Source organism: Stenotrophomonas sp. 96582_Sma, assembly GCF_056480905.1.
In genome coordinates this window covers 1795932-1818813 of record NZ_CM151122.1, presented here as the reverse complement: position 1 = coordinate 1818813, position 22882 = coordinate 1795932, and the positions used below count along the sequence as shown (strand labels likewise).

At 65.6% G+C, this 22882-nt stretch carries 27 protein-coding genes and 1 other RNA gene; 16 read left to right on the top strand and 12 right to left on the bottom strand.

Translation table 11 applies throughout. The features are described from left to right. The first annotated feature begins 91 nt into the window (after nt 1-91). Nucleotides 92-1753 carry a DNA repair protein RecN gene (gene recN / locus ACZK2R_RS08545; RefSeq protein ID WP_180836815.1) on the top strand — a complete coding sequence of 554 codons (1662 nt, stop codon included), beginning with the start codon at nt 92-94 and terminating at the stop codon, nt 1751-1753. 121 nt (nt 1754-1874) lie between these two features. Here the strand turns inward: recN and ACZK2R_RS08540 are convergent, their stop codons facing one another. Further along, complete coding sequence (locus ACZK2R_RS08540; protein ID WP_180836813.1) at nt 1875-2792, bottom strand: LysR family transcriptional regulator; 918 nt, start codon at nt 2790-2792, stop codon at nt 1875-1877. A gap of 97 nt (nt 2793-2889) precedes the next feature. On the opposite strand from ACZK2R_RS08540, the gene ACZK2R_RS08535 reads away from it, so the two are divergent. After that, nucleotides 2890-4134 (top strand): SGNH/GDSL hydrolase family protein, encoded by a 1245-nt coding sequence (locus tag ACZK2R_RS08535; protein WP_180836811.1) that lies wholly within the window; start codon nt 2890-2892, stop codon nt 4132-4134. Nucleotides 4135-4192: 58 nt separating this feature from the next. Here ACZK2R_RS08535 and fur read toward each other — a convergent pair whose 3' ends face one another. Next, nucleotides 4193-4600 carry a ferric iron uptake transcriptional regulator gene (gene fur / locus ACZK2R_RS08530; RefSeq protein WP_005409235.1) on the bottom strand — a complete coding sequence of 136 codons (408 nt, stop codon included), beginning with the start codon at nt 4598-4600 and terminating at the stop codon, nt 4193-4195. A gap of 103 nt (nt 4601-4703) precedes the next feature. On the opposite strand from fur, the gene ACZK2R_RS08525 reads away from it, so the two are divergent. Further along, complete coding sequence (locus ACZK2R_RS08525) at nt 4704-5096, top strand: outer membrane protein assembly factor BamE (RefSeq protein ID WP_010484453.1); 393 nt, start codon at nt 4704-4706, stop codon at nt 5094-5096. Nucleotides 5097-5132: 36 nt separating this feature from the next. Here ACZK2R_RS08525 and ACZK2R_RS08520 read toward each other — a convergent pair whose 3' ends face one another. Beyond that, entirely contained in the window at nt 5133-5390 is a 258-nt protein-coding gene (locus ACZK2R_RS08520) for an RnfH family protein (protein WP_032128285.1), read from the bottom strand. Nucleotides 5391-5393: 3 nt separating this feature from the next. Further along, nucleotides 5394-5819, bottom strand: coding sequence for a type II toxin-antitoxin system RatA family toxin (locus tag ACZK2R_RS08515; RefSeq protein WP_010484449.1), 426 nt, complete (start codon nt 5817-5819; stop codon nt 5394-5396). A 57-nt stretch (nt 5820-5876) separates the two neighbouring features. Here ACZK2R_RS08515 and smpB point away from each other — a divergent pair, with 57 nt between their 5' ends. Next, complete coding sequence (gene smpB / locus ACZK2R_RS08510) at nt 5877-6380, top strand: SsrA-binding protein SmpB (protein ID WP_010484447.1); 504 nt, start codon at nt 5877-5879, stop codon at nt 6378-6380. A 45-nt stretch (nt 6381-6425) separates the two neighbouring features. On the opposite strand, the gene ACZK2R_RS08505 is transcribed toward smpB, so the two are convergent. The 4 genes from ACZK2R_RS08505 to ACZK2R_RS08490 all read right to left on the bottom strand — a co-directional run bounded on the left by ACZK2R_RS08505 (nt 6426) and on the right by ACZK2R_RS08490 (nt 9167). Beyond that, the gene (locus ACZK2R_RS08505; RefSeq protein WP_478487948.1) at nt 6426-7388 is read right to left on the bottom strand and encodes an IS110 family transposase; all 963 of its coding nucleotides are present in this window, start codon (nt 7386-7388) and stop codon (nt 6426-6428) included. A 320-nt stretch (nt 7389-7708) separates the two neighbouring features. Then, the gene (locus ACZK2R_RS08500; protein WP_032128284.1) at nt 7709-8281 is read right to left on the bottom strand and encodes a hypothetical protein; all 573 of its coding nucleotides are present in this window, start codon (nt 8279-8281) and stop codon (nt 7709-7711) included. Between the two features lie 141 nt (nt 8282-8422). After that, the gene (locus ACZK2R_RS08495; protein ID WP_293799520.1) at nt 8423-8875 is read right to left on the bottom strand and encodes a GNAT family N-acetyltransferase; all 453 of its coding nucleotides are present in this window, start codon (nt 8873-8875) and stop codon (nt 8423-8425) included. A gap of 64 nt (nt 8876-8939) precedes the next feature. Continuing rightward, nucleotides 8940-9167 (bottom strand): hypothetical protein, encoded by a 228-nt coding sequence (locus ACZK2R_RS08490; RefSeq protein ID WP_258015708.1) that lies wholly within the window; start codon nt 9165-9167, stop codon nt 8940-8942. A gap of 197 nt (nt 9168-9364) precedes the next feature. Between ACZK2R_RS08490 and ssrA the strand changes: the two genes are divergently transcribed. Continuing rightward, nucleotides 9365-9757, top strand: a transfer-messenger RNA (tmRNA) gene (gene ssrA, locus ACZK2R_RS08485). 343 nt (nt 9758-10100) lie between these two features. Then, nucleotides 10101-11606, top strand: a complete 1506-nt coding sequence (locus tag ACZK2R_RS08480) for a S8 family serine peptidase (RefSeq protein WP_223224726.1) — start codon at nt 10101-10103, stop codon at nt 11604-11606. 48 nt (nt 11607-11654) lie between these two features. On the opposite strand, the gene ACZK2R_RS08475 is transcribed toward ACZK2R_RS08480, so the two are convergent. Continuing rightward, on the bottom strand, nt 11655-13088 hold the full coding sequence (locus ACZK2R_RS08475) for an MFS transporter (RefSeq protein WP_180836711.1): 1434 nt from the start codon (nt 13086-13088) through the stop codon (nt 11655-11657). A gap of 108 nt (nt 13089-13196) precedes the next feature. On the opposite strand from ACZK2R_RS08475, the gene soxR reads away from it, so the two are divergent. Together soxR and ACZK2R_RS08465 are read left to right on the top strand one after the other, a co-directional pair. Further along, entirely contained in the window at nt 13197-13667 is a 471-nt protein-coding gene (gene soxR / locus ACZK2R_RS08470) for a redox-sensitive transcriptional activator SoxR (RefSeq protein WP_032128280.1), read from the top strand. A gap of 93 nt (nt 13668-13760) precedes the next feature. Continuing rightward, nucleotides 13761-14246 (top strand): hypothetical protein, encoded by a 486-nt coding sequence (locus ACZK2R_RS08465; RefSeq protein ID WP_049423592.1) that lies wholly within the window; start codon nt 13761-13763, stop codon nt 14244-14246. A 14-nt stretch (nt 14247-14260) separates the two neighbouring features. On the opposite strand, the gene ACZK2R_RS08460 is transcribed toward ACZK2R_RS08465, so the two are convergent. After that, complete coding sequence (locus tag ACZK2R_RS08460; protein WP_180836709.1) at nt 14261-14722, bottom strand: methyltransferase family protein; 462 nt, start codon at nt 14720-14722, stop codon at nt 14261-14263. A 153-nt stretch (nt 14723-14875) separates the two neighbouring features. Between ACZK2R_RS08460 and ACZK2R_RS08455 the strand changes: the two genes are divergently transcribed. Next, on the top strand, nt 14876-16882 hold the full coding sequence (locus ACZK2R_RS08455; RefSeq protein ID WP_180836707.1) for an esterase/lipase family protein: 2007 nt from the start codon (nt 14876-14878) through the stop codon (nt 16880-16882). Between the two features lie 74 nt (nt 16883-16956). On the opposite strand, the gene ACZK2R_RS08450 is transcribed toward ACZK2R_RS08455, so the two are convergent. After that, a complete protein-coding gene (locus ACZK2R_RS08450; protein ID WP_180836705.1) occupies nt 16957-17649 on the bottom strand; it encodes an alpha/beta hydrolase in 693 nt (230 codons plus the stop codon). Between the two features lie 98 nt (nt 17650-17747). Between ACZK2R_RS08450 and ACZK2R_RS08445 the strand changes: the two genes are divergently transcribed. The 6 genes from ACZK2R_RS08445 to ACZK2R_RS08420 all read left to right on the top strand — a co-directional run bounded on the left by ACZK2R_RS08445 (nt 17748) and on the right by ACZK2R_RS08420 (nt 22043). Next, nucleotides 17748-18680, top strand: coding sequence for an AraC family transcriptional regulator (locus ACZK2R_RS08445; protein WP_235202873.1), 933 nt, complete (start codon nt 17748-17750; stop codon nt 18678-18680). A gap of 70 nt (nt 18681-18750) precedes the next feature. After that, entirely contained in the window at nt 18751-19623 is an 873-nt protein-coding gene (gene hchA, locus ACZK2R_RS08440; protein ID WP_180836703.1) for a glyoxalase III HchA, read from the top strand. A gap of 5 nt (nt 19624-19628) precedes the next feature. Next, nucleotides 19629-20333, top strand: a complete 705-nt coding sequence (locus ACZK2R_RS08435; RefSeq protein WP_180836700.1) for a PA1136 family autoinducer-binding transcriptional regulator — start codon at nt 19629-19631, stop codon at nt 20331-20333. A gap of 87 nt (nt 20334-20420) precedes the next feature. Next, the gene (locus ACZK2R_RS08430) at nt 20421-20654 is read left to right on the top strand and encodes a hypothetical protein (protein ID WP_032128272.1); all 234 of its coding nucleotides are present in this window, start codon (nt 20421-20423) and stop codon (nt 20652-20654) included. Between the two features lie 135 nt (nt 20655-20789). Continuing rightward, nucleotides 20790-21032, top strand: coding sequence for a hypothetical protein (locus ACZK2R_RS08425; protein WP_180836698.1), 243 nt, complete (start codon nt 20790-20792; stop codon nt 21030-21032). Between the two features lie 156 nt (nt 21033-21188). Further along, entirely contained in the window at nt 21189-22043 is an 855-nt protein-coding gene (locus ACZK2R_RS08420; protein ID WP_180836696.1) for an endonuclease/exonuclease/phosphatase family protein, read from the top strand. A 19-nt stretch (nt 22044-22062) separates the two neighbouring features. On the opposite strand, the gene ACZK2R_RS08415 is transcribed toward ACZK2R_RS08420, so the two are convergent. Next, nucleotides 22063-22326 (bottom strand): hypothetical protein, encoded by a 264-nt coding sequence (locus ACZK2R_RS08415; protein WP_049423576.1) that lies wholly within the window; start codon nt 22324-22326, stop codon nt 22063-22065. Between the two features lie 140 nt (nt 22327-22466). On the opposite strand from ACZK2R_RS08415, the gene ACZK2R_RS08410 reads away from it, so the two are divergent. After that, nucleotides 22467-22844 (top strand): VOC family protein, encoded by a 378-nt coding sequence (locus ACZK2R_RS08410; protein ID WP_154263208.1) that lies wholly within the window; start codon nt 22467-22469, stop codon nt 22842-22844. Nucleotides 22845-22882 lie beyond the last annotated feature (38 nt).

Genomic DNA, 22882 nt, shown 5'->3' with positions numbered 1-22882 from the left:
ACTAGATAATGGCGGCGCATCACCTTGGCAAGTCATTGGACCTCCCTCGCCCGCGTGCTAGCGTTGCGCGGCTGCTGATACCCCCTTACCCATGCTCAGACATCTTTCGATCAAGGATTTTGCCGTCGTCCGCGCCACCGAACTGGAGTTCGGGCCAGGCATGACCGTGGTTTCAGGCGAGACCGGCGCCGGCAAGTCGCTGATGGTCGACGCGCTGGGCTTCCTGTCCGGCCTGCGCGCCGACAGTGGCGTGGTCCGCCACGGCGCTGCGCGCGCCGAACTTTCCGCCGAGTTCGCGCTGGACCAGCTGCAGGCCGCGCGCCAGTGGCTGGCCGACAACGAGCTGGACGACGAGGAACAATGCCAGCTGCGCCGTGTGATCCGTGCCGATGGCGGTTCCCGGGCGTGGATCAATGGCCGTCCGGTGACCCTGGCCCAGCTGGGCGACCTGGCCTCGCTGCTGGTGGAGATCCACGGCCAGCACGAACAGCAGGCCCTGCTGACGCGCCCGTCGCAGCTGGCCCTGCTGGATGCCTATGCCGGCAACGAGAACGAGCGCCGCCAGGTGCGCCGCGCCGCCGCGGCCTGGCAGGCTCTGGTCCATGAATCGCTGGCGCTGTCGCAACAGGGCGACGTCAGTGACCGGATCGGCTTCCTGGAGCACCAGCTGCGCGAACTGGACCGCGAAGATCTGGAACCGGAGTCGATCGTCGCACTCGGTGCCAGCCACCGCCGCCAGGCCCACGCCAGCGCCCTGCTGAGCGCCTGCCAGGCGGCCAGCAACCAGCTCAATGGCGACGACGGCAGTTCCGCGCTGGACCTGCTGCAGCAGGTGCGCCACGAGCTGTCGCGCCTGATCGAACACGACCCGCGCCTGGGCGAGGTGGACGGCCTGATCGAGAACGCCTCGATCCAGCTGCACGAAGCCCTGTCGCTGCTGGACCGCGTGCATGACGACCTCGACGCCGACCCGGAGCAGTTCGAGGAGAACGAGCGTCGTCTCGGCCGCCTGCACGACCTGGCCCGCAAGCACCGCGTGCCGATGGACGAGCTGGGCGCGCAGCGCGAGCGCATGCATGCCGAAGTCGAACAGCTGCGCGGCGCCGACGAACGCCTGCAGCGCCTGGCCGGCGAAATCGACAAGGCCGCTGCGGCCTGGCGCGTACAGGCCGAGGTGCTGACCGTCAGCCGTCGCAGCGCCGCTGCCGAACTGTCGGCCACCACCACCGGCATCATCGCCGAGCTCGGCATGGGCGGCGGCCAGTTCCTGATCGAGCTGGAGCCACAGGACACTGGCAAGCCCGATCCGCAGGGTGCCGAACGCGTGGAGTTCCTGGTGGCGGCCAACGCCGGCCAGCCGCCGCGCGCCCTGCGCAAGGTGGCCTCGGGCGGTGAACTGTCGCGCATTTCGCTGGCCATCGAAGTGGCCGCGCTGGACCTGGATGCAGTACCGACCATGGTGTTCGACGAAGTCGACTCCGGCATCGGCGGCGCGGTGGCGGACATCGTCGGCCAGAAGCTGCGCGCCCTTGGCGAGAAGCGCCAAGTGCTGTGCGTGACCCACCTGCCGCAGGTCGCCTCCAAGGGCCACGCGCATTACCGGGTCAGCAAGGCCCCGGTGGAAGGCATGACCCAGAGCGCGGTGGAAAAGCTGGACAGCAAGGCACGCGAGGAAGAACTGGCGCGCATGCTGGGCGGCGTGGAAGTGAGCAAGGAAGCGCGCGCCGCCGCACGCAAGCTGCTGCAGGTCTGAGGCCTGTTCGCGGTTATCCACGCATGGCGTGGATCTACAACGCGCGAGGTAGTGCCGGCCGCTGGCCGGCAACGCAACACAGGTGAACGAAGATCATGAGGTTGCCGGCCAGCGGCCGGCACTACCCCCGTGGCCGCGCCAGATCCACCGTTTCCACCAGGAAATCGAGGAACGCACGCACCCTCAGCGGCAGGTAGCCGCCCTGCCCCAGGAACACCGCGTGCACCTCTTCCAGGTCACCGGGGTTGGCCTCCTCCAGCACCGGCAACAGGCGTCCAGCGGCGATGTCCTCCTGCACCTGGTAGGTCGCCAGCCGCGCCATGCCCAACCCGCCCAGCACCAGCTGCCGCAGCGCGTTGCCGTTGCTGGCGCGGGCATTGCCACTGGGCAGCAGCATGCGCTCGCGACCGTCCTGCAGCAGCGGCCAGCCCTGCATCGCACGCGCATGGCCGATGTCCAGACGGTTGTGCGACATCAGCTCCTCAGCGTTGCGCGGCAGTCCATGCCGCTGCGCGTAGGCTGGCGCGGCCACGATCATCATCCGCGTCGCACCCAGCCGTCGCGCCACCAGGCTGGAACTCTTCAGCGGGCCGGCCCGCACCGCCACGTCGGTGCGCTGCTCAAGCAGGTCGATCACCTCGTCGTTCAAGGTCAGATCCACCCCCACCTGCGGATTGCGCTCCAGGAATGCCGGCAGCAGCGGCAACAGGAAATGCTGGCCGAACGGCACGTTGGAATTGACCCGCAGGCGTCCGCGCGGCTCGGCATGGGCGCTGGCACAGCGCTCGGCCTCCTCCAGGTCGGCCAGCACGCGCAGGCCGCGCTCGTAGAATGCGCAGCCTTCCGGGGTCAGCTGCAGCTGGCGGGTGGAGCGCTGCAGCAGGCGCGTACCCAGCCGTTGCTCCAGCCGGGCTACCAGCTTGCTGACTGCCGACGGCGTCATGTCCAGGGTACGGGCCGCGGCGGAGAAGCCACCGGTCTCGATCACCCGCACGAACACTTCCAGTTCGCCGGATCGGTTGATGTCGGGTCGCGCCATGGCGATGAATCCAGTTCACAGATGATTATCCATGCGCAGTCTAGTTCACAGATCGACGGAGAATCACCATGGCCCTCCCTCCTCCCGGGATTGCCCGATGAACCGCCTCAGCCAGCTCACCGCGACCGCCTTGATCGCCCTCTCCAGCGCAGCCAGTGCCGCCCCGGCCCCGCACTGGGTCGCCAGCTGGCAGGCTAGTCCGCAACCGGTCTGGGGCGCCGATTTCCTGTTCCCGACCCTGGTCCCGGCCACGCTGCAGGACCAGACCTTCCGCCAGACCGCGCGCATCAGCCTGGGCGGGCCCCGGCTGCGGGTGCGGCTGAGCAATGCCTACGGCACCCAGCCGCTGCGGATCGGGGCGGCCAGCGTGGCCGCACACGCCGGTGTCACCCCGCAGCCGCTCAGTTTCGACGGCCAGCCCGGCGTATCGATCGAGCCCGGTCAGGAACGGCTGAGCGATCCGCTGCCACTGGCCACGGATGATCGCCAGGCGTTGCAGATCAGTGTCTTTGTGCCGGAACCGATGCCGGTACAGACGTTCCATTGGGAGGGCAGGCAGACCAGTTGGATTGCGCCCGGCGACCAGAGCCTGACCCAAGCTCTGAGCGGGGCCAGCAGCACCACTGCCCGCCTGTTCCTGGCCGGCATCGAGGTCGAGGCCGCTGCCAGCGCACGCAGCGTGGTGGTGATCGGCGACTCGATTACCGATGGCGCCACCGCCAGCCTCGATCAGGACCAGCGCTGGACCGACCATCTGGCGGCGCGTCTGGCACCGCGGGGCGTTGCCGTGGTCAACGCCGGTATTTCCGGGGGGCGGCTGCTGCGCGATGGCATGGGCGAATCCGCCCTGGCCCGCTTCCGGCGTGACGTGCTGGATCAACCAGGCGTGGTCAGCGTAGTCGTGCTGATCGGCATCAATGACATCAGCTGGCCCGGCACCGCCTTCGCCCGGAACCAGGCCCGGCCCACGCTGGCCGAACTGCAGGCGGGGTATCGCACCCTGGCCGAGCAGGCCCATCGGCGGGGTCTACGCATCCTCGGCGCCACCCTGACGCCGTTCGCCGGCGCCCTGCCCGGCACGCCGCTGGACGACTACTACCAGCCGGACAAGGAGGCCCTGCGCCAGCAGCTCAATGCCTGGCTGCGCAGCGACAGCCCGTTCGATGCAGTGATCGACCTGGATCCGGCGCTGCGCGACCCGGCCGATCCGTCACGGATGGCCGCCGCCTACGACTCCGGCGATCACCTGCACCCGGGCGATGCGGGCAACCGGGCCATGGCCGAGTCGGTGGATATGGAGGTGTTGATGGGGCCCCTCCCGCATGGCGTGGATCTGCCGTAAGCAACGAAAAACCCCGGGCAGGCCCGGGGTTTCGTCGCATCCAGCTGGCCCGAACGGCTTACTTGCGCTTCTTGCGCACGTACAGCACCAGCGAATGCTCTTCCAGCTCGTAGCCGTGGTCGGCCGCGATCTTGCGCTGCAGCTCCTCGATCTCGTGGCTTTCGAACTCGATGATCTTGCCGCTGTCCACGTCGACCATATGGTCGTGGTGGCCGCCACGGTCCAGCTCGTAGACGGCCTGGCCGCCTTCGAAATTGTGCTTGAGCACGAGGCCGGCGGCCTCGAACTGGGTCAGCACCCGGTAGACCGTCGCCAGGCCGATCTCGTCGCCATGCTCGAGCAGCTGGCGGTAGATGTCTTCGGCGGTCATGTGGTGCTGGGCATTGCGCTGTTCAAGCAGCGCCAGGATCCGCATCCGTGGATGGGTCACCTTCAGGCCGACTTTTCGCAGGTCGTGGGTTTCCATAGGTCTCCGTTCATTGGCGATTTAGCGCCAGCTGCCTCGGATTGGGTCGCGGTGGCACGCCGGGAGTGTATCATCGGTTTGATTTCCCCAACCGCCAGTCCCGATGCGCAATCTCCTGTTGGTCGCCGCCGTCGCCCTGTCCACCACCGGGTGCGGCATCATCTACAAGCAACCCATCTATCAGGGCAACCTGATCCGGGAAGATGCCGTGGCCAAGCTGCAGGTCGGGCAGAGCAAGCAGCAGGTCACTGCGCTGCTGGGCACCCCGTCCATTCCGGACCCGTTCCACGCCCAGCGCTGGGACTACACCTCCAGCCAGCGCGTGAACCGCCTGGGCCGTACCGAGGTGAAGAACTTCACCGTGTTCTTCGACAATGACAACGTGACCCGCTGGGAAGGCGATTACTTCCCGGGTAACGACAAGGCCCTGGCCCAGCAGACCGTGCGCCAGTTCGGCCGCAATCTGCCGAAGGACAAGAAGAAGAAGGGTCGCTGACGCCCCCTGCCCGTCCTCGCGGACGGGCGACAGGAATCAACCGCCGAGCGCGCGACGCCGGCGGTTGTCCTTGGGGTCGGCCTGCAACGGGCGTAGCAGCTCGATGCGGTCGCCATCCAGCAGCACCTGCTGCGGGCGCGCCAGCAGCCCATGCACGGCCGCCGCCGGGCAGTCGGCACTGCCTTCCAGCGCAGCAGCGGCAATGGCCTCGGCCACGGTCGCGCCCTCGTCCAGCTGCAACCGGCGCGAAAGCACCCGCTGCGGCCAGGCCAGCACCACCTCGACCTCGATCATCGCTCAGGCCTCGTCGGCAACGCGGATGAAGTCGTTGACCATGCGGTCGGCCAGGCTCTGGAAGCCCAATGCCAGCGCCGGACCGAGCAGGCGCGAACTGGGCTCGAAGTCCAGGGTCAGGGTGACCTTGCAGGCATCTTCGGCCAGCGCATGGAACTCCCAGCGGCCGTGCAGCTGCTTGAACGGGCCATCGCGCAGCTGCATATCGATGCTGTGCGGGCGCTGCAGTGTGTTTTCAGTCTGGAACCAGGTGCTGAACGAGCCCAGGCCCAGGTCCAGGCGCGCTACCAGCCGGTCCTCGCCCTGCTCCAGGATCTGGGCAGCCGAACACCAGCGGAAACGGCGCGGATAGGCCTGGACATCATTGACCAGGTCGAACATGCGCGCGGCCGAATGTTCGACCAGGGCGCTGCGGCGGATAGTAGGCATGAATACAGGACGTTTCGGCAATCGACCGGGCGGGCCCGAATCGGAGACAATACGGAAATGAGCAAGAACAGCGGCAAGGATAAAGCAAAGAGCGCGACGGCCAACAAAACCATCGCGTTGAACAAGCGTGCCCGCCACGAGTACCACATCGAAGACCGCTTCGAAGCTGGCCTGGCCCTGCAGGGCTGGGAGGTGAAATCGATCCGTGCTGGCCGCGGCAACATCGTCGACGCCTACGCCTACGTGAAGGATGGTGAGATCTTCCTGATCGGCGCGCAGATCACTCCGTTGATCCAGGCCTCGACCCATGTCGTGGCCAACGACCGGCGCGATCGCAAGCTGCTGCTGCACCGGAGCGAGATCGACAAGCTGGTCGGCAAGGTCGAGCGCGATGGCTACACGATCGTGCCCACCGCGATGTACTGGAGCAAGAACAAGATCAAGCTCGAAGTCGCGCTGGCCAAGGGCAAGCAGACCCACGACAAGCGCGATGCCGCCAAGGACCGCGACTGGGCGATCGAGAAGCAGCGCGTGATGCGTCGCGGCAACCGCGACGCGTAAGGCGTCTGCGCATCACCCTGTAGAGTCGAGATCCTATGTTCGTGGTCAAGCCTGCTGGAAGCAGGCTTGACCCACCTTCAGCATGGCCGGATCGAAGTCCCGGCCGCTTTTGAAGACACCCCAGGCGATCCTGGCCAGCTTTCTGGCCAGGATGTTGAAGACGGCGGTGCTGGGGTGACCGCGTTTTGACAGCTCGTCGTAGAGCGGTTGCCCCCGGCGACACCGCTTGAGCCCCATTGCGGCCATGTAGAGCATCTGGCGCAGCACTGGCGCGCCCTGTTTGGACAGCCGACGCCGTCCCGTTCTGCCGCCAGACTCGTTGGGCCGGGGATCCAGGCCGGTGCAGGCGATCCACGCGTTGGCGTTGGCCAACGGCCAGCGCGTCATGTAGTAGATCAGGTGAGCGGCGACGGCAGGGCCGATACCAGGGATGGTCAACAGGCGCTTGTAGAGCGCGCCATGCTCTCCATCGCGACCCAAGCGCTGCAGTTCGCTTTCCAGCTCGGACAGCGTCCCAGCCAGAGCGCAGAACAGATCTGACAGCTCCCCGGGGGCACTTTTGCTTACCCCGAAGGATTGCTCCAGGCGCGCGCGTGTCTTTACCAGCGTCTGCCGCTTGCGCAGCAAATCGTGCATCTGCTGCTGCTCGTCGGTACGCGGTACGTATTCACGCAGGCGATCGCTCTCCTTCTTCACGTACCGGGCGATCGCTTCGGCGTCCATGGCGTCCGTCTTGCCACGCGAGCCCGTCGCCCGGCCGTAGTACTTGATCAGACGTGGATTGATCACATAGACAACGTGGCCTGCCTGGCCAGCCATCCGAGCCAACAACTCGTAGTACCGCCCCGTCGCCTCCATGCCAATCCGGCATCGCTGGGGCAAGGTGTTGAGCCACTGGGCTATGCCGGCCCGGGTGTTGGCGATCCTGTCGCCGGCCTTGCGGTCGGCCACTGCCGGTACGAACTCCTTGGAGTCCACGTCCACGCCAATATCGAGAGAATCAGACATTTGTACGGCTCCCAGCTATCTTTAAGGGGCTGGGGTGGTACCGCACCGACGTTAGCTTGCCTACATCGACGATCCCCTTTGGGGGCCGTACGATCCTTTATCGACGTTCGTGTGCGGGATGGGGATCGCTCGACTCGTCTGTCGGCTAGTATCCGCAGATGCATGCTTGACGGTCCCTCCACCCTGGCTCCTACATACCGCGTAGGAGCCGGGAGGAACATACAAGCCATGCTCGACTGCCTTGGCTTCTGTAGAGCCGAGCCATGCTCGGCTTCGATAAGAAAAGCAGTCGAGCATGGCTCGACTCTACAAAAGGCAGGTCACCCCGCCAGCATGCCCTGCCTGCGCATCCGCGGCGACAGCGCCGCGTGCATCACCGCCAGGTGCATCACTACCGCCAGCTCCGGTGCGTAACGGTCATCGCCCAAGCGCCACTGTTGGGCCAGGTTCGCGGCATCAGCCGGCAGCAACGCCAGCAACTGGGCGTCGTCCAGTGCATCGGCCGCGCCCTGCAGCTGGCGTGCCATCTGTCGCGACTGCCACACGTGCACACCGATACTGAGACTGGCCAGCGACATCAGGACCACGGCCAGCCCGTGCTCGAACCACTGCGACAGCACCTCCGGCCCCCACAGCAGGGCAGCCAGCACCGCCAGGCCCGGCAGGCGCCACCCCAGCCAATGGATGCGGCCGCGCTGCGACCAGTGCACCACCACCGCGCTGGCGACCAGTGCCGCAGCTGCCGTGGCCGGCAACTCCGTCACCCAGGTGGCCGCCAGCAGCACCGCCAGCACCGCCCAGACCCAGCCCGGCGGCAACGCACGCCGCTGGTAGTCGGCACCGACCGGCCCGATCAGCTGCCGCAGGCTGCGTTGTTGGCTTGCATCGGTCACCCATGGTCTCCGTGTCTGTCCTGGCTCGGATGGTCATCGCCAGTGTGTCGCAAATTCGTGCCCACGAAGTTAGCAATCCGCTATGACAGACGCTCTACAACAAGTTGCGGATTGACAGGACGCGCGGCTCGCCCGCAGCGCTCACCCCGCCGACAGATCCTTGCTGAGGAACACCCTGCATGTGCCGGCCGGATCGCATGGCACCCGGCCAAACACGACCCATCCATGCTTCACATAGAAGTCGGGCGCCTGGAAGCTGAGGGTGTACAGCACGCCGGAACGGCAACCGCGACGCCGCGCTTCATCCTCTGCGGCCTTCAGCACACGCGACCCCAGCCCGTTGCCGCGATGGGCCGCTGGCAGATGGAACAGATCCACGAACCACAGGCCCAGTGAGGTTCGCCCGGTAAGGCCCCCTACTACCTTGCCGCTGGCCGGATCGGTAACCAGTACCGCCAGCGCGCGTCGATCGGCATACCCTGCAGCCTCCAGATTGAACTGGTCCAAGCCAGTGCCAATCACCTCCAGCGCTTCGTCGCTGAGTTCATCTGTTACTGCAACGTCTAGCGTCATGGCGTCCTTCCACTGGCTCAACTTCAGGAATCTGGATGCTATCAAGCCTGATCGCACCTACGCCGGCCCGCTTCAGCGTTTGGCGCTATTGCGGCCCGTCTTGAGCACAGACCGATGCCACTGCCTTCAACAACAGATCGGCCTGCAGCCCTGATGCAGGACCTGTTGCCGGAAACGCCGCCGCGAGGGCCTTCGCCGCCCGATCTGCGTGTGGCTGGATGTACCAGGACGATTCAGCCGACAGCATGCCAGCGCGCACCTCTTGCCCGATCCGATACTGTCCCCAGTTGCCGGGGCTGACGGAAATGGCCATGAGGCCCCCCGTGGAGTGGTACCGGAAATTCGAGCACGGCGTCCCAAGGGATCGCAACGTGCCAATCAGCTGGGAGACGGACGCTCACCCGCGTGACTGTTCAGGAAGATTGCCGTAAGATCCGTCTCGTTGGGCAGGGTCAGTGTCAGCTTTTATGACGGCATTGGCCCCAAAGCCTTGCAATGCTTGAAGAAACCGGGGGTGCATTGGTTTCGACGGGGGTTGTGAAGTCGCCTGGCGCATGCCGAGGGGGTAGCTTTCCTCGTAAATCCAGCTGCAAAACTCTAGTTGCCAACGACGACAACTACGCTCCGGTCGCTCTCGCAGCCTAAAAACTGCGGTGCGTGACCTTCTGCCGACTTAGGCGGAGCCTCGAAACTGCTTGTGTCCATGCTCGCAGCGTAGAGTCATTATCATGGAATCGCGCTGGGCGGCTGCCTGTCAGTCCGGCACTAGAACACAACAGGCTGGTTCCCGGGTGCGCTTTGCACACCGTGCTGCTCGGGGATGAGATTCAACGGTGAGCTAAGCATGTAGTGCTGGGGATGGAGTGCCTTCGGACGGCGGTTCAATTCCGCCCACCTCCACCAACGAACGGTTCGTCAAGGACCGGAGAAGCCCGGAAATTCCACCAGCGTGGGTTTCCGGGCTTTTTTATTGGCTGCTCTACGCCGCTGCGAAGTTCGACGCCCCGGCGCAATCGCGGTCCGATGCCGTCAAGCAATGTCGGCAACCGCCATCTTCTCTCGCTTTCGACATCACTAAACCACTTCAGAAATTTCCCACCCTCTCCTTGGGGGGGATGTGTCCGCGAAGCCGTTCGTCCTTGGTCGCCATCAAAAGGAGACCACGGGACACCTGCACCCTTCACATCCAAGCCGAGCCCGAAGGGCACGGCCTGCTCGACACATCTTCCACAAAGGAACTGTATCCATGCGTACGTCGCTTCGGGTTTCCCTTGCCAGCGCCATCACCCTGGTCCTGGCCAGCGCCCCCGCCTTCGCCCAACCCACCGAACGGGTATGGACGCGAGGCATGGCCAGCAACGAGCAGTACAGCAGTTTCATCGTCAAGTACCGGGACGGCAGCAGCAAGCGCGTCTCCGCCACCACCGCGCAGGATGCGCTGAAGAAGCGCCTCGGCGTCCAGCAGCGCAGCAAGCGTTCGATCGGCAACGCACCGCCAGCAGCCGCGTCCGTAACCCATCAACGCCGCATGGGCGGCGGGGCCGACGTGGTCACCACGGACAAGCCACTGGACCTCCCGGAAGCGCAGATCCTGATGCAGCGCATCGCCGACGATCCGGACGTCGAGTATGTGCAGCCGAACTACATGATGAGCGCATTCGCCACACCGAACGACCCACGCTACGGCGAGCAGTGGCACTACAGCAATCCGACCAGTGGTGCGCGCCTGCCCGGCGCGTGGGATCGCTCCACTGGCCAGGGCGTGGTGGTGGCTGTGGTCGATTCGGGCTACCTCAACAACAACGACCTGCAGGCCAACCTGCTGCCGGGCTACGACATGATCTCGTCGACCCGTCCGTTCAGTGATTGGCAATGCATCATCGGCGGAATGAATCCCGGCTGTGGCGGCTCCGACGATGGCGATGGACGCGACGCGGATGCCTTCGATGCCTCGGGCATCGCACACGGCACCCACGTCGCTGGAACGGTCGCTGCGGTGACCAACAACCAGATCGGCGTGGCCGGCGTGGCCTACAACGCGAAGGTCGTGCCGGTGCGCGTACTCGGCAACCAGGGCAATGGCGGTTCCGCCGACATCATCGATGGCATGCTCTGGAGTGCCGGTATCAACGTGCCCAACGTCCCGGCCAATGCGAACCCGGCCGAAGTCATCAATCTCAGCCTGGGCGGCCGCCGCGCCTGCTCGCCGGCCGAGCAGGATGCAATCGACGACATCACCGCGCAGGGCACGATCGTGGTGGTCGCCGCCGGCAACAGCAATCTGGATGTGTCCGAGTTTGCTCCGGCGAATTGCAAGGGCGTGATCGCGGTGGCTGCCAACGATCAGGGCGGGCGACGCGCGTTCTACTCCAACTATGGCGCAGGCATCCATATCACCGCACCCGGTGGTGAAACCTGGTCCTGCCGCGCGTCCGTCGGCGAGTTCCTGCCGCTGGCCACGCCGCCTAGCCAGGCCAACTGCGCCCCGACCCGTCAGCATCCGGCGCAGGGCATCCTGTCCACGGTGGGTAACAACGCCTTCGACTTCATGTCCGGCACTTCGATGGCGGCGCCTCACGTCGCTGGCATCGTCGCGCTGATGCAAGCGGTGGCGCCGGTGCCAAAGACCACCGACCAGGTCAAGGACATCCTGCGTCGCACTGCGCACCCGATCGCCGCAGCGAACTGCCCGGGTGGCTGCGGGCCAGGCATCATTGACGCGGCCGAAGCCGTGAAGGCAGCCAGCAACTGATGGCATGGCGCAGCGGCCCGGCAAGGTCGCTGCGCCCTCCTCCGTTCCTCAGTTCACGTCTGCCGGAAAGCGGCATCGCTTCACCAGCAGCATGCCCAGCATCGGCGCCAGCGCGAAGGTGGCAAACAGCCACCGGGCCGCACGCGCGGTTCCCTCGGCCCCGCCCGGCTCGATCAGTCCCGCTGCATTGGCGACCATCCCGGCAAGCGCTGCCCCGGCCGCGGTGGCGAACAGCTGGATGGTGGTGATCGACGCACCGGCGCGCTCCTGTTCCTCCGGCGGTGCAGAGGTCAGAACACGTGTCAGCAGGTGAGGCCAAGCCAGACCCACGCCGATCCCGATGACGGCCAGCGCCACGCAGATCGGCACCATCTGCAACCACGTACCGCTGCCCGCAGCCGGCACCCGCAGCGCCAGCCCGATCATGCCCACCCACCCCAGCGCCGGGCCGATCATCAACGCCCGGTCAACGGCGCGCCCGCTGAAGCCGGAGCCGACCAACGACCCGAGCGTCCAACCGGCCGCCATCAGCGCCGCGAGGTAGCCCGCAGCAAGCGGTGATTGCTGATGCAGCACCTGCAGGAACAGTGGCACGAAGACCTCGCCGCTGGTGATCATCACCACCAGCAGCGACATCAGCCCATACAACGCGGCCAGCCGCGAGCGGAGCCGGAGAGCGCCGGAAGGAAGCAGCGTCTGCTTCGCTCGGGACTCGATCCTCACCAGCACCACTGTGAGGAACACGGCCATCACGATGCCGATGAAATTGTTGACTGCGCTCGAGGATGTACTGCCAAGGGAGACGCTGATGACGGCCAGGGTCAGCAGCAGGATCTGCAGCCACGGGACCGAAGACCTGGCCGCAGCTGAAGACGATGCCTCCCTCTGCGGAAGGACGTTCGACGCCAGCAGCGCGAACAACACGGCAACCGCGGTGACCGACCAGAATGCGGCCCGCCATACGCCCCATTCGGCGAAGACGCCGCCCACCGCAGGTCCGATCAACGTCGCCACGCCCCACATCCCCGAAACCAGGGCCATCGCGCGGGGCCAGAGCGGCTCTTCGAACGCGAGCCGGATCATGGCGTAGGCCAGTGCGAACAGGAAGCCGCCGCCGACACCCTGCACCAGCCGCCCCACCAGCATCATCGGCATCGAGGTCGCGAGCGCGCAGATCACGGCACCGGCTGCGAAGATGAGCGTCGCCAGTGCATAGCTTCCACGAGGCCCGGCACGTTCAAGCAGCTTGATCGACAATGCCGACCCCAGGATGGACGCGACCACGAAGAGCGTGGTGTTCCATGCGTAGAGATCCAGGTCACCGATGTCCTCCACCACGGTTGGCAACATGGTGGTGGCGATGTAGACGTTGACCGCATGCAGTGCGACCCCGCCCGCCAGGGCAAGTGAGCGCACTGCATTGCGGCCGGACAGGAGATCGCCCCAGCGGGTGCCGGGGACGGCGATGCCTTGCTGTTCCATTTTCGTTCAAACCTATGATTCATGACCTGCAGCCCAGGGTTCACATGCAGGAAAAAGGGAACTGCCTTATAAAACCTCATGTATTGATGAGGTCAAGGAACCCCGGCCATGAAGATCGATGTCAGCGTTCCGCTTTCCGTGGGCGAAGTCGCGCGTCGCAGCGGGGTCAGCATTGCCACCGTCCACTTCTATGAAGCCAAGGGACTGATCCATGGCTGGCGCAACAACGGCAACCAGCGCCGCTACCGCCGCGACGTGCTGCGGCGCATTGCCGTGATCAAGGTCGCACAGCGTGCAGGCGTTCCCTTGGCCACGATCAAGATCGCGCTGGATGATCTTCCAGCCGAACGGGCGCCCAGTTCGAAGGACTGGGCAAGGCTGTCCAGCAACTGGCGCGACATGCTGAACGAGCGCATCCGCAGCCTGGTCCAGCTGCGCGACCAGCTTGACGGCTGCATCGGCTGTGGTTGCCTGTCACTGAAGGACTGTCCGTTGCGAAACCCTGGCGACCAGTTGTCACAACGCGGCGACGGGGCCGTCTTGCTTGAATCGGACGACGGCAGCCGGAATGGGTCATGATCCATTGCTGCACGCGGCACTGACTGGAACATCGCACAATGAGGCGGCATCCTCCGTCCGTGTTGCTGCCCACTACCTACAGAAGGACCTGCGATGAGAATCGTGATCATCACCTCTGCCCTGCTCCTGGCTGCTTGTGCCGCGACCCCGGCTGCGCACGCGGCTGCACCCGCCATCGCGCCGCCCGGCACCGCAACACTCGAAGCCCTGCTGGCCTGCAAGGCAGGCTCGACCTTCAGCGAAGCCGAGGCCATCGATGCCCTGCAGGCAGCCGGCCTGGCCAGGAAGCCTGGTGGCACGTTCGAGCCGGAAACCACGCCGGTCGCCCTGTTCGGCGGTACCGTCACCCATGCCGACGTGAATGTCGCCGAGGGCGAGAAGAGCATCTTCGTCTACTTGAACGGTGTCGACCCCAAGCGCCTGGCCAAGACCTGGTCGGTGACCACGGTCAACGAATACGCCAACACCGAAGCACCGTCCTACGTGAAGCGCATCGACAAGCACCACACCCTGCACGTGATTGCCGGTGACGATTACGAAGGTTATTCCGCTGCCGTGAAGTGCCAGATCACACCGTGACGGCCTGACCCGCGCTAGAGCCAGCGCCGTACCCGCTGGCGGAAGGCTGCGTATGCCTCGGGAAAGCGGGCCGACAGTGCCCGCTCTTCCGGCATGATCTGCCATCGGTTGATGTACAGCACGAACAACGGCACGGCCAGCAGTGCGGTCAGGTTCTGCAGGTACAGCATGGCACCTGCCAGGACAGTGGCCTGGCCCAGATACATCGGGTTGCGCGTATAGCGGTACACGCCGTGCGTGACCAGCATGCTCGACGTCGCTGGCCGCAGGGGGTTGACCGTGGTGCCCACGCGCCGGAAGGCCAGCTTCGGCAGCAGGTTCAATACCACGCCGAAGGCCATCACCAGACCCGCAAGCAACTCCGGCACGGGTAGCTGCAGCGCCCCGCCCGGCTGCCATCGGCTGACCATATAGCCGATGGCGGCGCACAACAGCATCACGAGAGGCGGAGGAACACGGGTCTCAAGCCATCGCATCGCAGCCCCGCATTCATCCTGTTCACCCCAGTGTCACACGGGAATGCCTGAATCGCCCGGTTGGCGGCATTTCCGCGCTCCAAACCGACCGCCCGGTATCTTCCGCTTTGACATGCCGACCGCTAGAGTGGCGCCACCGCGCAGGAGGATCGTATGGCAACCACGGGCTTGGGCTTCATCGGCCGCACGACCCTCATCATCACCGTGCTGCTCACCCTGGGCGGCTGCGCGACGTTGCGCCAGTTCGGGCCGTCGGTGCAGGTGGCCTCGGTCACCCCCGGCCAATACATCGCCCTGAAACGCGGCGACATCCTGACCACCGGCAAGCTCAGTTCGGCCACCATGGAGACGCTGCGCGTCGCCGGCCTCGACGAAGGCGTCTGCGCCAAGCCAGGCCTGCCCTGCATCGAGGCGATGGAAGGCAGCATCGTGGTGCGCGAGGAGGACAAGCGCTCAAGCCTGGCCGAACTGTGGCTGCAGTATGCGATGACCTTGCCCGCGCCCAAGCGCGAGTACTCCACGTCAGGCCGTGCCAAGAGCGCGATCACCGAACTGGATGCGGACTTCCAGCCGCGCCTGGACGCGTGGATGCAGGTCGCGCGGCAGGCCTACGCCTACCTGTTCTTCACCGAGCGCACGGCCAACCAGCGCGGTTTCGAAGACCGCCAGACCCAGGTGCGCGACTACTACAACCTGGCCGTGCAGGAAGCCTCGGTACAGTTGTACAACGCCTATGCCACCGGGCGCGTGCATGGTGAAGCCAGCCACTTCCAGCTGGGCCGCTGGACGTTCGTGCTGGCGCCGTCGGGCCAAGCATCACCGCTGGATACGCGTACGCCCACCGAACTGGTACCGGCAGCCTCGCTGTCGTTCACCGGCACGCTGCGCAGCGTGCATCGCCGCGATGGCTTCGGTGCCGAACTGGTGGCCGTGATGGATGATCCAGCCGCCACTACGGCCACCACAGCCGCCGCGCAGGCCACCACGCCCGTCACGCAGAGCTGGAGCGAGATGCCGTCGCCATCGATGACGGTGCTGCTGCGCTTCTCCGGAAAGAACCTGTGGGAAGTACTGCACGACGACGAGCCGGAACTGGAGATCCACGATCCCTACCAGGTCACGGAAGTCACCCTGCATGGGCAGCAGGTGCCATTGGCCGCGAACTTCACCGCAGGCTACGCACTGTGGCTGGCGCGCTCCAATTTCAGCCACCAATCGCTGCGTTCGCTGTTCGGTGGCAAGGGCGGCATCGACACGCCGCATCTATACATGATGCAGCCCTACGACCCGAACCGCCGCGTGCTGCTGATGATCCATGGCCTGGCCAGCAGCCCGGAAGCCTGGGTCAACGTCGCCAACGAGCTGATGCGCGACGACGAGATCCGCCAGGACTTCCAGGTCTGGCAGTTCTACTACCCGACCAACATGCCCATCGCGATGAGCCACGATGCGATGCGCCACACGCTGGATGAGGTGTTCAAGCACTTCGACCCCAGCGGCAAGGCGCAGGCCTCTCATGACATGGTGCTGGTCGGGCACAGCATGGGTGGGGTGATCTCACGGCTGATGGTGTCTTCTTCCGGCGACCACCTGGTAGAGACCCTGCTGGCGACCGCACAGATGACGCCTGCGCAGCAGGAGCTGCTGCGCACCAAGGGCGCGCCGGTGCTGACCTTCCTGCCGGAACCGGAAGTATCGCGCGTGGTATTCATTGCCACGCCGCACCGCGGTACCGATGTGGCGAGCACCCGCCTCGGCCGCTGGATCGGCCGCCTGGTACGGCTGCCACTGACCGTCCTGGAGGACGTGGCCACCATCGCCAACGACGGCAAGATCGATCGCAACGACGGCAAGCACGGCTACCAGATGAACAGCATCCAGAACCTGGACAAGGACGATCCCTTCGTGCGCGCCGTGGCCGACCTGCCGATGGCACCGAAGGTGCGTTACCACTCGATCATCGCGCGCGCCAAGGCAGATGGTCCGCTGGAAAAGACCGACGACGGGCTGGTGCCCTACTGGAGCTCGCACCTTCCGCACGCGGATTCGGAGAAGGTGATCGTGTCCGGGCACAGCGTGCAGGAAGCCACGCCGGCCATCGTCGAACTGCGGCGGATCCTGCATGAAGACATGCAGGAGCACGACCGGCAGAACAAGTAACGCAAGCGTGGCGGCATCACGGCAGCAGTGCTCTGGCGGGCCGGGACACCGCCACTGAGGCATGACCGGCGTACTCAGCCTTGTCCGTGGGCCGCAGCGTCGGTGATCAGTTCGGCCACCGCTACCGGCTGCGATGCCAACGAAGCATGACTGGCGTCCAGCGTAATGCTGGCACGTGGCTGCATGCGGGCCGCCATGCGCCGCTGGTTGTCAGGGTGGATCATGTGGTCAGCGCTGGAGACCTGGTACCAGCTCGGCTTGTGTCGCCACGCCGGGTCACTGACGGCATCACCGAACGTGCTCGCCATCGGCGCCTTCTGCGTGACCGCCATCACCCGCGCCTCGTCGGCCTGCAGGTCCTGGCAGAAACTCTCGTGAAATTTGCCGGGCTGCAGCCACAGATAGCCGTCGCTGTCCGGCGCCAGATTGGCCGCCGCCTGCGGCAGCTGTTGCTCGGTAATGCCACCGGGACTCTCACCCGCATCCGGCGCGAACGCGGCGATGAACACCAGGCCGGTCACGTTGGGTTCGTTTCCGGCTTCGGAGATCACCGCGCCACCATAGGAATGACCGACCAGCAGCACCGGCCCCGGGATCTGGCGGATCATGCGCCGGGTTCGCTCTGCGTCGTCGGCCAGCGACGTCAATGACAGTTCCACGGCATGCAGGTCGTGGAAACCCCGGCGATCGAGCTCCAGGATCACCTTGGACCAATGCGCGGCGCCACCCCAAAAACCATGAACCAGAACGATGCTTGGCTTGCTCATCTTGCAGAACTCCTCACTTGGATGGGATCGTTGCCCGACAGCCACCAGCGCTGCCTGAAGCCACCCGACCAGACTACGGATCGCCACTGCCAGCGGCGATGCACGGACTCCTGAAAACCATGCCAAGGCTCCACACCACCGAATCGCTCCAGGCCGGATCCGATGCCTTGTTTGCGATCTTCCAGTCCTCGCGCATGCACGGCGGCGACATCACCCGCCACGTCGTGCAGCCCGATGGAACCCGCATCATTGCCGAGGGGCGCGGCTGCTTCCATTTCATCGAACAGGGCACGGCACGTCTGCATGCGGATGCAGCGGTCGTGCCACTGCAGGCCGGCGAGCTGCTGTTGATGCCGCATGGCCGGACACATCGCATCGACTGTGCCGGCGAAGCTCTGCAGCCCGTCCATCTGACCACGGCATCCTTTGGATTTGACGGCCCAGGCAGCCAGTTGCTGCTTGATGCCCTGCCCGGCTGGCTGCATGTCCCCGGGGTGGACCGGATGCCAAACGGATTTCCCGCCAGCTCGGCCGATTGGGTGGCGGTTACCCTGGGCGCGATCCAGGTTGAAGCGGCCCGGCCCACCCTGGGCAGTGGGCTTATGCTGTCACGCCTGCTCGACCTGTTGTTTGTCTGGACGCTGCGCTACTGGCTGGGAACCTCCAGTCCACACAACTGCCAGCGTCTGCATGCGCTGGCCGACCCATTGATCGGGCGGGCACTGGCGTTGATGCAGGCACACCCCGCACAGGCATGGACGGTCGAGTCTCTGGCGGCAAGCCTGAATCAATCGCGCTCGAATTTCGCGCAGCGGTTCAGCCTGGCCACTGGCATGTCACCCATGCGCTATCTCGCTGGATCGCGGCTGCAACTGGCCGCAGAGCTGCTGCGCAGCGGAAACCGGCGGGTTTCTCAGATCGCCGGAGACGTCGGGTATCTCTCCGAACCGGCATTCAGTCGTGCTTTCCGCCGCGCCTTCGGTATGAGCCCGAATGCCTGGCGCCAACAGGTGGCAACGTCGCGCGAATGAGGGGAAAACCCTCATCGCCTGTACGCATCCGCCCTTCTATGCTGGCTCCACTACCCCACTGGAGGTCCGCATGAACACGCAAGAGCCCAGCCGCCACCCCAGCCCCGATCCGGCCGAGCGCGACGCCTTCTTCCCGTCGCCGTACTCGCTGTCACAGTTCACATCGGCGAAGAGCGACCTGTCCGGCGCCGACTATCCCGACGCGCGCCGCGATGGCCGCTGGAAGGTGCTGATGATCGCTGCGGACGAACGCTATCTGCCCACCGCCAACGGCCACCTGTTCTCCACCGGCAACCATCCGGTGGAAACCCTGCTGCCGATGTACCACCTGGACAAGGCGGGCTTCGACATCGATGTGGCCACGCTGTCCGGCAACGCCGCCAAGTTCGAGTGGTGGGCGTTCCCGCATGAGGACAAGGAGATCGGCGGACTGTACGACCGCTACGAAGCCCGCTTCCGCCAGCCACTGCCGTTGGATGAGGTGGTGGCAGGCCTCGATGCCGCGTCGGACTATGCAGCCGTGTTCATTCCCGGTGGCCACGGCGCCCTCATCGGACTGCCGCAGAGTCGCGCGGTAAAGGCAGCCCTGCACTGGGCGATGGCCGAGCAACGTCACATCATCACCCTCTGCCACGGCCCGGCCGCATTGCTGGCCACAGGCGTTGACGAGGCCGACGGTGGTTCGCTGTTCCGCGGCTACCGCATCTGTGCCTTCCCCGATGCGATGGACCGGCAGACGCCGGAGATCGGCTACATGCCCGGGCAGCTGCCGTGGTTCTTCGGTGAGCGCCTGGCGCAGCAGGGCGTGCAGATCGTCAACGACGGCATCGATGGCAGCGTGCTGCAGGACCGCCTGTTGCTGACCGGCGACAGCCCGCTGGCCGGCAATGCGCTGGGCAAGCTGGCCGCGCGCACGCTGCTGGACGCATTGGCCGGGCGCTGACTGGCGTGAGCGATCTGGTGCAGGCGTTGCTGGAACTGGATCGCGCCCGCTCACTGAGTGCGGTGGGCGCGGTACTGCGCGGCATCTTTGCACCGCTGGGCTACGACCGCGTGCTGGTGTTCGCCACCGGCACGGGGTTGGAACGCGGTACCCAGCGCGTGTACTGGATCGAGGGCGACTGGTTCGGCGACGGCAGCACTACCGACCTCGCGCGCTACCTGCACGCCTGTCCGGTCAATCGCCACGTTCTGGACAGTGACGCGCCGTTCTTCTGGAGCAAGCGCCAGGGCGTTCGCGGCGAACGCTATCAGGTGGTAAAGCAGCCACGTGGTGAAGGCCTGCACGGTCTGCAGGTGCCGGTGTTCGGCACCACAGGGCTGGAAGGCGCGATCAGTTTTGCGGGGACAGCGATCGATGCATCGGCCAGCGCGCGACTGCTGCTGGATGCTGCTGCAGCTGCAGCATTCCGTGCCGCACGCCGGCTTTCCGAGACGCCCACCGAGCTTTCCGGAAGTGCGTTGAGCACGCGCGAACGCGAGGTGCTGCGCTGGGTCGCCGCCGGCCGTCGCCAGGCGGAAATCGCGGCCACGCTGGGGCTTTCCGCCCGTACGGTGGAGAATCATCTGCGACGCGCGCGCCAGCGCCTGGGCGTGGCAACCACCGCGCAGGCGGTGCGTGCTGCCAGTCGGCGCGGCGAGATCGAGGACTGATCCGGGCAAGACACTTCCGGCGCTCTGGTTCGCGTGTTACACACGCCATGCGCATGTGCGCGATTGCAGAAAGCAAGGACGATGCTTATGAAACTGCAACTGGCCGCGATGGCCGCGTTGGTGATGGCAACGGCAACCCTGGCTCCGGTGGCGGACGCCAATGCCGGGGGACCGAAAGAAAATGTTTCGTGCGTGCCGGTGAAAGTGGACCACAACCGGGTCCACCAGCACTGCACGGAAACCTACACCGATGAGTTCGGCAACGTGTACGAAGCCGAGTACTGGATCGACGAGTACGGCAACCCTTACCTGCGCGACTGAGCCGGCAGGGGACTGCGCCGGGCCGCCCGCCGGGCCGGCGCGCATGCAGCAGCTGCCGCTCGGGTGCATGCTCTACCCGGGGGTAGTTGCACGACACCGCGCAGATGCGCGATTGCAGACACAAGGATGATGCCCATGAAACTGCACCTGGCCTCGATGGCCGCACTGATGTTTGCCGTGGGAGCTCTCTCCACGCCGTCCCAGGCCACCGCCGGCGGTGGTGGCGGTGGTCCGGAGAACACGAACTGCGCCCGGGTCAAGATGGGGCCCTATTACCATCAACGTTGCGAAGTGACGTACTTCGACGAGGACGGCACTCCCTACATCCAGGTGTACTGGATTGACCAGAATGGCCAGTGGTACCTGCCTGCCGACTAAGAACCCATGACCTTCTGATCGCGCCCGCGCTATCCGCCGGGCGGGACCTTCACCGCCCGCCCGGCATCTTCCATCCGCCCATCCCGGCATATCGCCGACCCCACCGTCCATGGCATGCTTCATGAAACCGTTTTCATGGAATGGAGGGATTCCACGATGTTGTCGCGTTTCCGTCGCCCTGCGCTGTGTGCGCTGCTGGCGCTTGCTCTGCCTGCCGTCGCCTGGGCTGCTGCGCCGGTGCCACTGAAAGTGATGTCGTTCAATGTCCGTACCCCGGCCGATACCGAACCGGGCAAGCGCTGGCCGGACCGTCGCGATGCCATGGTCAAGGTCATCCTCGATGCACACCCGGCCGTGATCGGCACGCAGGAGCTGGTGAAGGAACAGGCCGACTTCCTGTCCGGGCATCTGCCCGGCTACCGCTGGTTCGGTGAAGGCCGCCGCGGTGGCAGCGGCGATGAACACATGGGCGTGTTCTACGACAGCAAGGTGCTGGCCATCGAGGAATCCGGCAACTTCTGGTTATCCGATACGCCCGAAGTCCCCGGCAGCATCACCTGGGGCAACCTGTACCCGCGCATGGTCACCTGGGCCCTGTTCCGGCGCCTGGACGATGGCCGCCGTTTCTACTTCATGAATACCCACCTGCCCTACCGCGACGAGGACGAACCGCGCAGGGTGAAGGGTGCCGAGCTGATCGGCAAGCGCCTGCAAGCCCTGCCTGCCGACCTGCCGGTGGTCCTGACCGGTGACTTCAACAGCGAGCCCGGCGGTGACACCTACAAGGCGTTCACCCGCCTGCTGCAGGACACACGCACGCAGGTGAAGGCACCGCAGGGACCACGCCTGACCTTCCACGACTTCACCGGCAAGGCCACCGTGCAGCTGGACTGGGTGCTGGTGCGCGGCTTCCATGCCCGCAGTTTCCTCACCGATGACCGCCGCATCGACGGCGTGCTGCCGTCGGATCACTTCCCGCTGGTGGTCGAGCTGGACTGGCCGAAGCACTGAATCTCCGCGGCCGCCGTGGCTACCGCGGCGGCTGCCGCGACAACAGCCGGTACAACGCCAGGTGCTGGTTGCGCGCTTGGCAGATGCGGGCGCCGACAGCAAGGAACACGGCAACGCCGATCAGGCCCAGCCCCAGCATCGGATCAGGCAGTCGCAGGAAACCGATCGCAGCGGCCATCGTCGCCAGCACCAGCAGCACAACGACCGCCACCGAAAGGCCCGCGCCGGGTGGCCCCGGGTCGCCAAACAGCATGCGCTGGGTATCCCGCCTGTCATCACTCATCGTATGTACTCCCTGGAATCTGCCCCACTAGTTACACGGCGGACACGGCTTCCGGCAGAGTCAGAAACGTCACGACTGTGACAACGTCCACAGCACACGCCGCGCTACCCTGCCCCCGTTCCCGAACTGTGGAGAAAGGCATGGCACACCAGAGTCGCCTGGCCGGTTTCATCATCGATTGCGAGGGCATTCCCGCCGACGAAGGCGCCCGCTTCTGGTCCGCCGCGCTCGGCCTGCAGGCGCAGCCCGCCTATGCCGAAGACGGCGCCGAGTACGCCGACCTGCAGGGCGCGCCCGCAGGCCTGAACGTGGAGGTGCAACGCGTCAATCACCCTTCACGGGTGCACCTGGACATCGAGAGTGACGACATCGACGCCGAGGCCGACCGCCTGGAGAAGCTCGGCGCGCGGCGGATAGGCTTCGTCAAACGCTGGTGGGTGATGGAAGCACCGACCGGCCATCGCTTCTGCATCGTGCGCATGCGCGAGCGCGAGGTACCGGCCAATCGCTGGCCCTGAAAGAAGAAAGGGACGGAAGCCACTGCTTCCGTCCCCTG

What these genes read in the sequence shown, in the direction of transcription:
- ACZK2R_RS08425 (WP_180836698.1), top strand. Translation starts at nt 20,790, where the DNA reads ATGAAACTGCACCTGGCCTCGATGGCCGCACTGATGTTTGCCGTGGGA.
- ACZK2R_RS08515 (WP_010484449.1), bottom strand. Translation starts at nt 5,819, where the DNA reads ATGCCTACTATCCGCCGCAGCGCCCTGGTCGAACATTCGGCCGCGCGC.
- recN (WP_180836815.1), top strand. Translation starts at nt 92, where the DNA reads ATGCTCAGACATCTTTCGATCAAGGATTTTGCCGTCGTCCGCGCCACC.
- ACZK2R_RS08415 (WP_049423576.1), bottom strand. Translation starts at nt 22,326, where the DNA reads ATGAGTGATGACAGGCGGGATACCCAGCGCATGCTGTTTGGCGACCCG.
- ACZK2R_RS08535 (WP_180836811.1), top strand. Translation starts at nt 2,890, where the DNA reads ATGAACCGCCTCAGCCAGCTCACCGCGACCGCCTTGATCGCCCTCTCC.
- ACZK2R_RS08450 (WP_180836705.1), bottom strand. Translation starts at nt 17,649, where the DNA reads ATGAGCAAGCCAAGCATCGTTCTGGTTCATGGTTTTTGGGGTGGCGCC.
- fur (WP_005409235.1), bottom strand. Translation starts at nt 4,600, where the DNA reads ATGGAAACCCACGACCTGCGAAAAGTCGGCCTGAAGGTGACCCATCCA.
- soxR (WP_032128280.1), top strand. Translation starts at nt 13,197, where the DNA reads ATGAAGATCGATGTCAGCGTTCCGCTTTCCGTGGGCGAAGTCGCGCGT.
- ACZK2R_RS08490 (WP_258015708.1), bottom strand. Translation starts at nt 9,167, where the DNA reads ATGGCCATTTCCGTCAGCCCCGGCAACTGGGGACAGTATCGGATCGGG.
- ACZK2R_RS08525 (WP_010484453.1), top strand. Translation starts at nt 4,704, where the DNA reads ATGCGCAATCTCCTGTTGGTCGCCGCCGTCGCCCTGTCCACCACCGGG.
- ACZK2R_RS08520 (WP_032128285.1), bottom strand. Translation starts at nt 5,390, where the DNA reads ATGATCGAGGTCGAGGTGGTGCTGGCCTGGCCGCAGCGGGTGCTTTCG.
- ACZK2R_RS08540 (WP_180836813.1), bottom strand. Translation starts at nt 2,792, where the DNA reads ATGGCGCGACCCGACATCAACCGATCCGGCGAACTGGAAGTGTTCGTG.
- ACZK2R_RS08480 (WP_223224726.1), top strand. Translation starts at nt 10,101, where the DNA reads ATGCGTACGTCGCTTCGGGTTTCCCTTGCCAGCGCCATCACCCTGGTC.
- ACZK2R_RS08430 (WP_032128272.1), top strand. Translation starts at nt 20,421, where the DNA reads ATGAAACTGCAACTGGCCGCGATGGCCGCGTTGGTGATGGCAACGGCA.
- ACZK2R_RS08445 (WP_235202873.1), top strand. Translation starts at nt 17,748, where the DNA reads ATGCACGGACTCCTGAAAACCATGCCAAGGCTCCACACCACCGAATCG.
- ACZK2R_RS08505 (WP_478487948.1), bottom strand. Translation starts at nt 7,388, where the DNA reads ATGTCTGATTCTCTCGATATTGGCGTGGACGTGGACTCCAAGGAGTTC.
- ACZK2R_RS08465 (WP_049423592.1), top strand. Translation starts at nt 13,761, where the DNA reads ATGAGAATCGTGATCATCACCTCTGCCCTGCTCCTGGCTGCTTGTGCC.
- hchA (WP_180836703.1), top strand. Translation starts at nt 18,751, where the DNA reads ATGAACACGCAAGAGCCCAGCCGCCACCCCAGCCCCGATCCGGCCGAG.
- ACZK2R_RS08475 (WP_180836711.1), bottom strand. Translation starts at nt 13,088, where the DNA reads ATGGAACAGCAAGGCATCGCCGTCCCCGGCACCCGCTGGGGCGATCTC.
- ACZK2R_RS08420 (WP_180836696.1), top strand. Translation starts at nt 21,189, where the DNA reads ATGTTGTCGCGTTTCCGTCGCCCTGCGCTGTGTGCGCTGCTGGCGCTT.
- smpB (WP_010484447.1), top strand. Translation starts at nt 5,877, where the DNA reads ATGAGCAAGAACAGCGGCAAGGATAAAGCAAAGAGCGCGACGGCCAAC.
- ACZK2R_RS08460 (WP_180836709.1), bottom strand. Translation starts at nt 14,722, where the DNA reads ATGCGATGGCTTGAGACCCGTGTTCCTCCGCCTCTCGTGATGCTGTTG.
- ACZK2R_RS08410 (WP_154263208.1), top strand. Translation starts at nt 22,467, where the DNA reads ATGGCACACCAGAGTCGCCTGGCCGGTTTCATCATCGATTGCGAGGGC.
- ACZK2R_RS08455 (WP_180836707.1), top strand. Translation starts at nt 14,876, where the DNA reads ATGGCAACCACGGGCTTGGGCTTCATCGGCCGCACGACCCTCATCATC.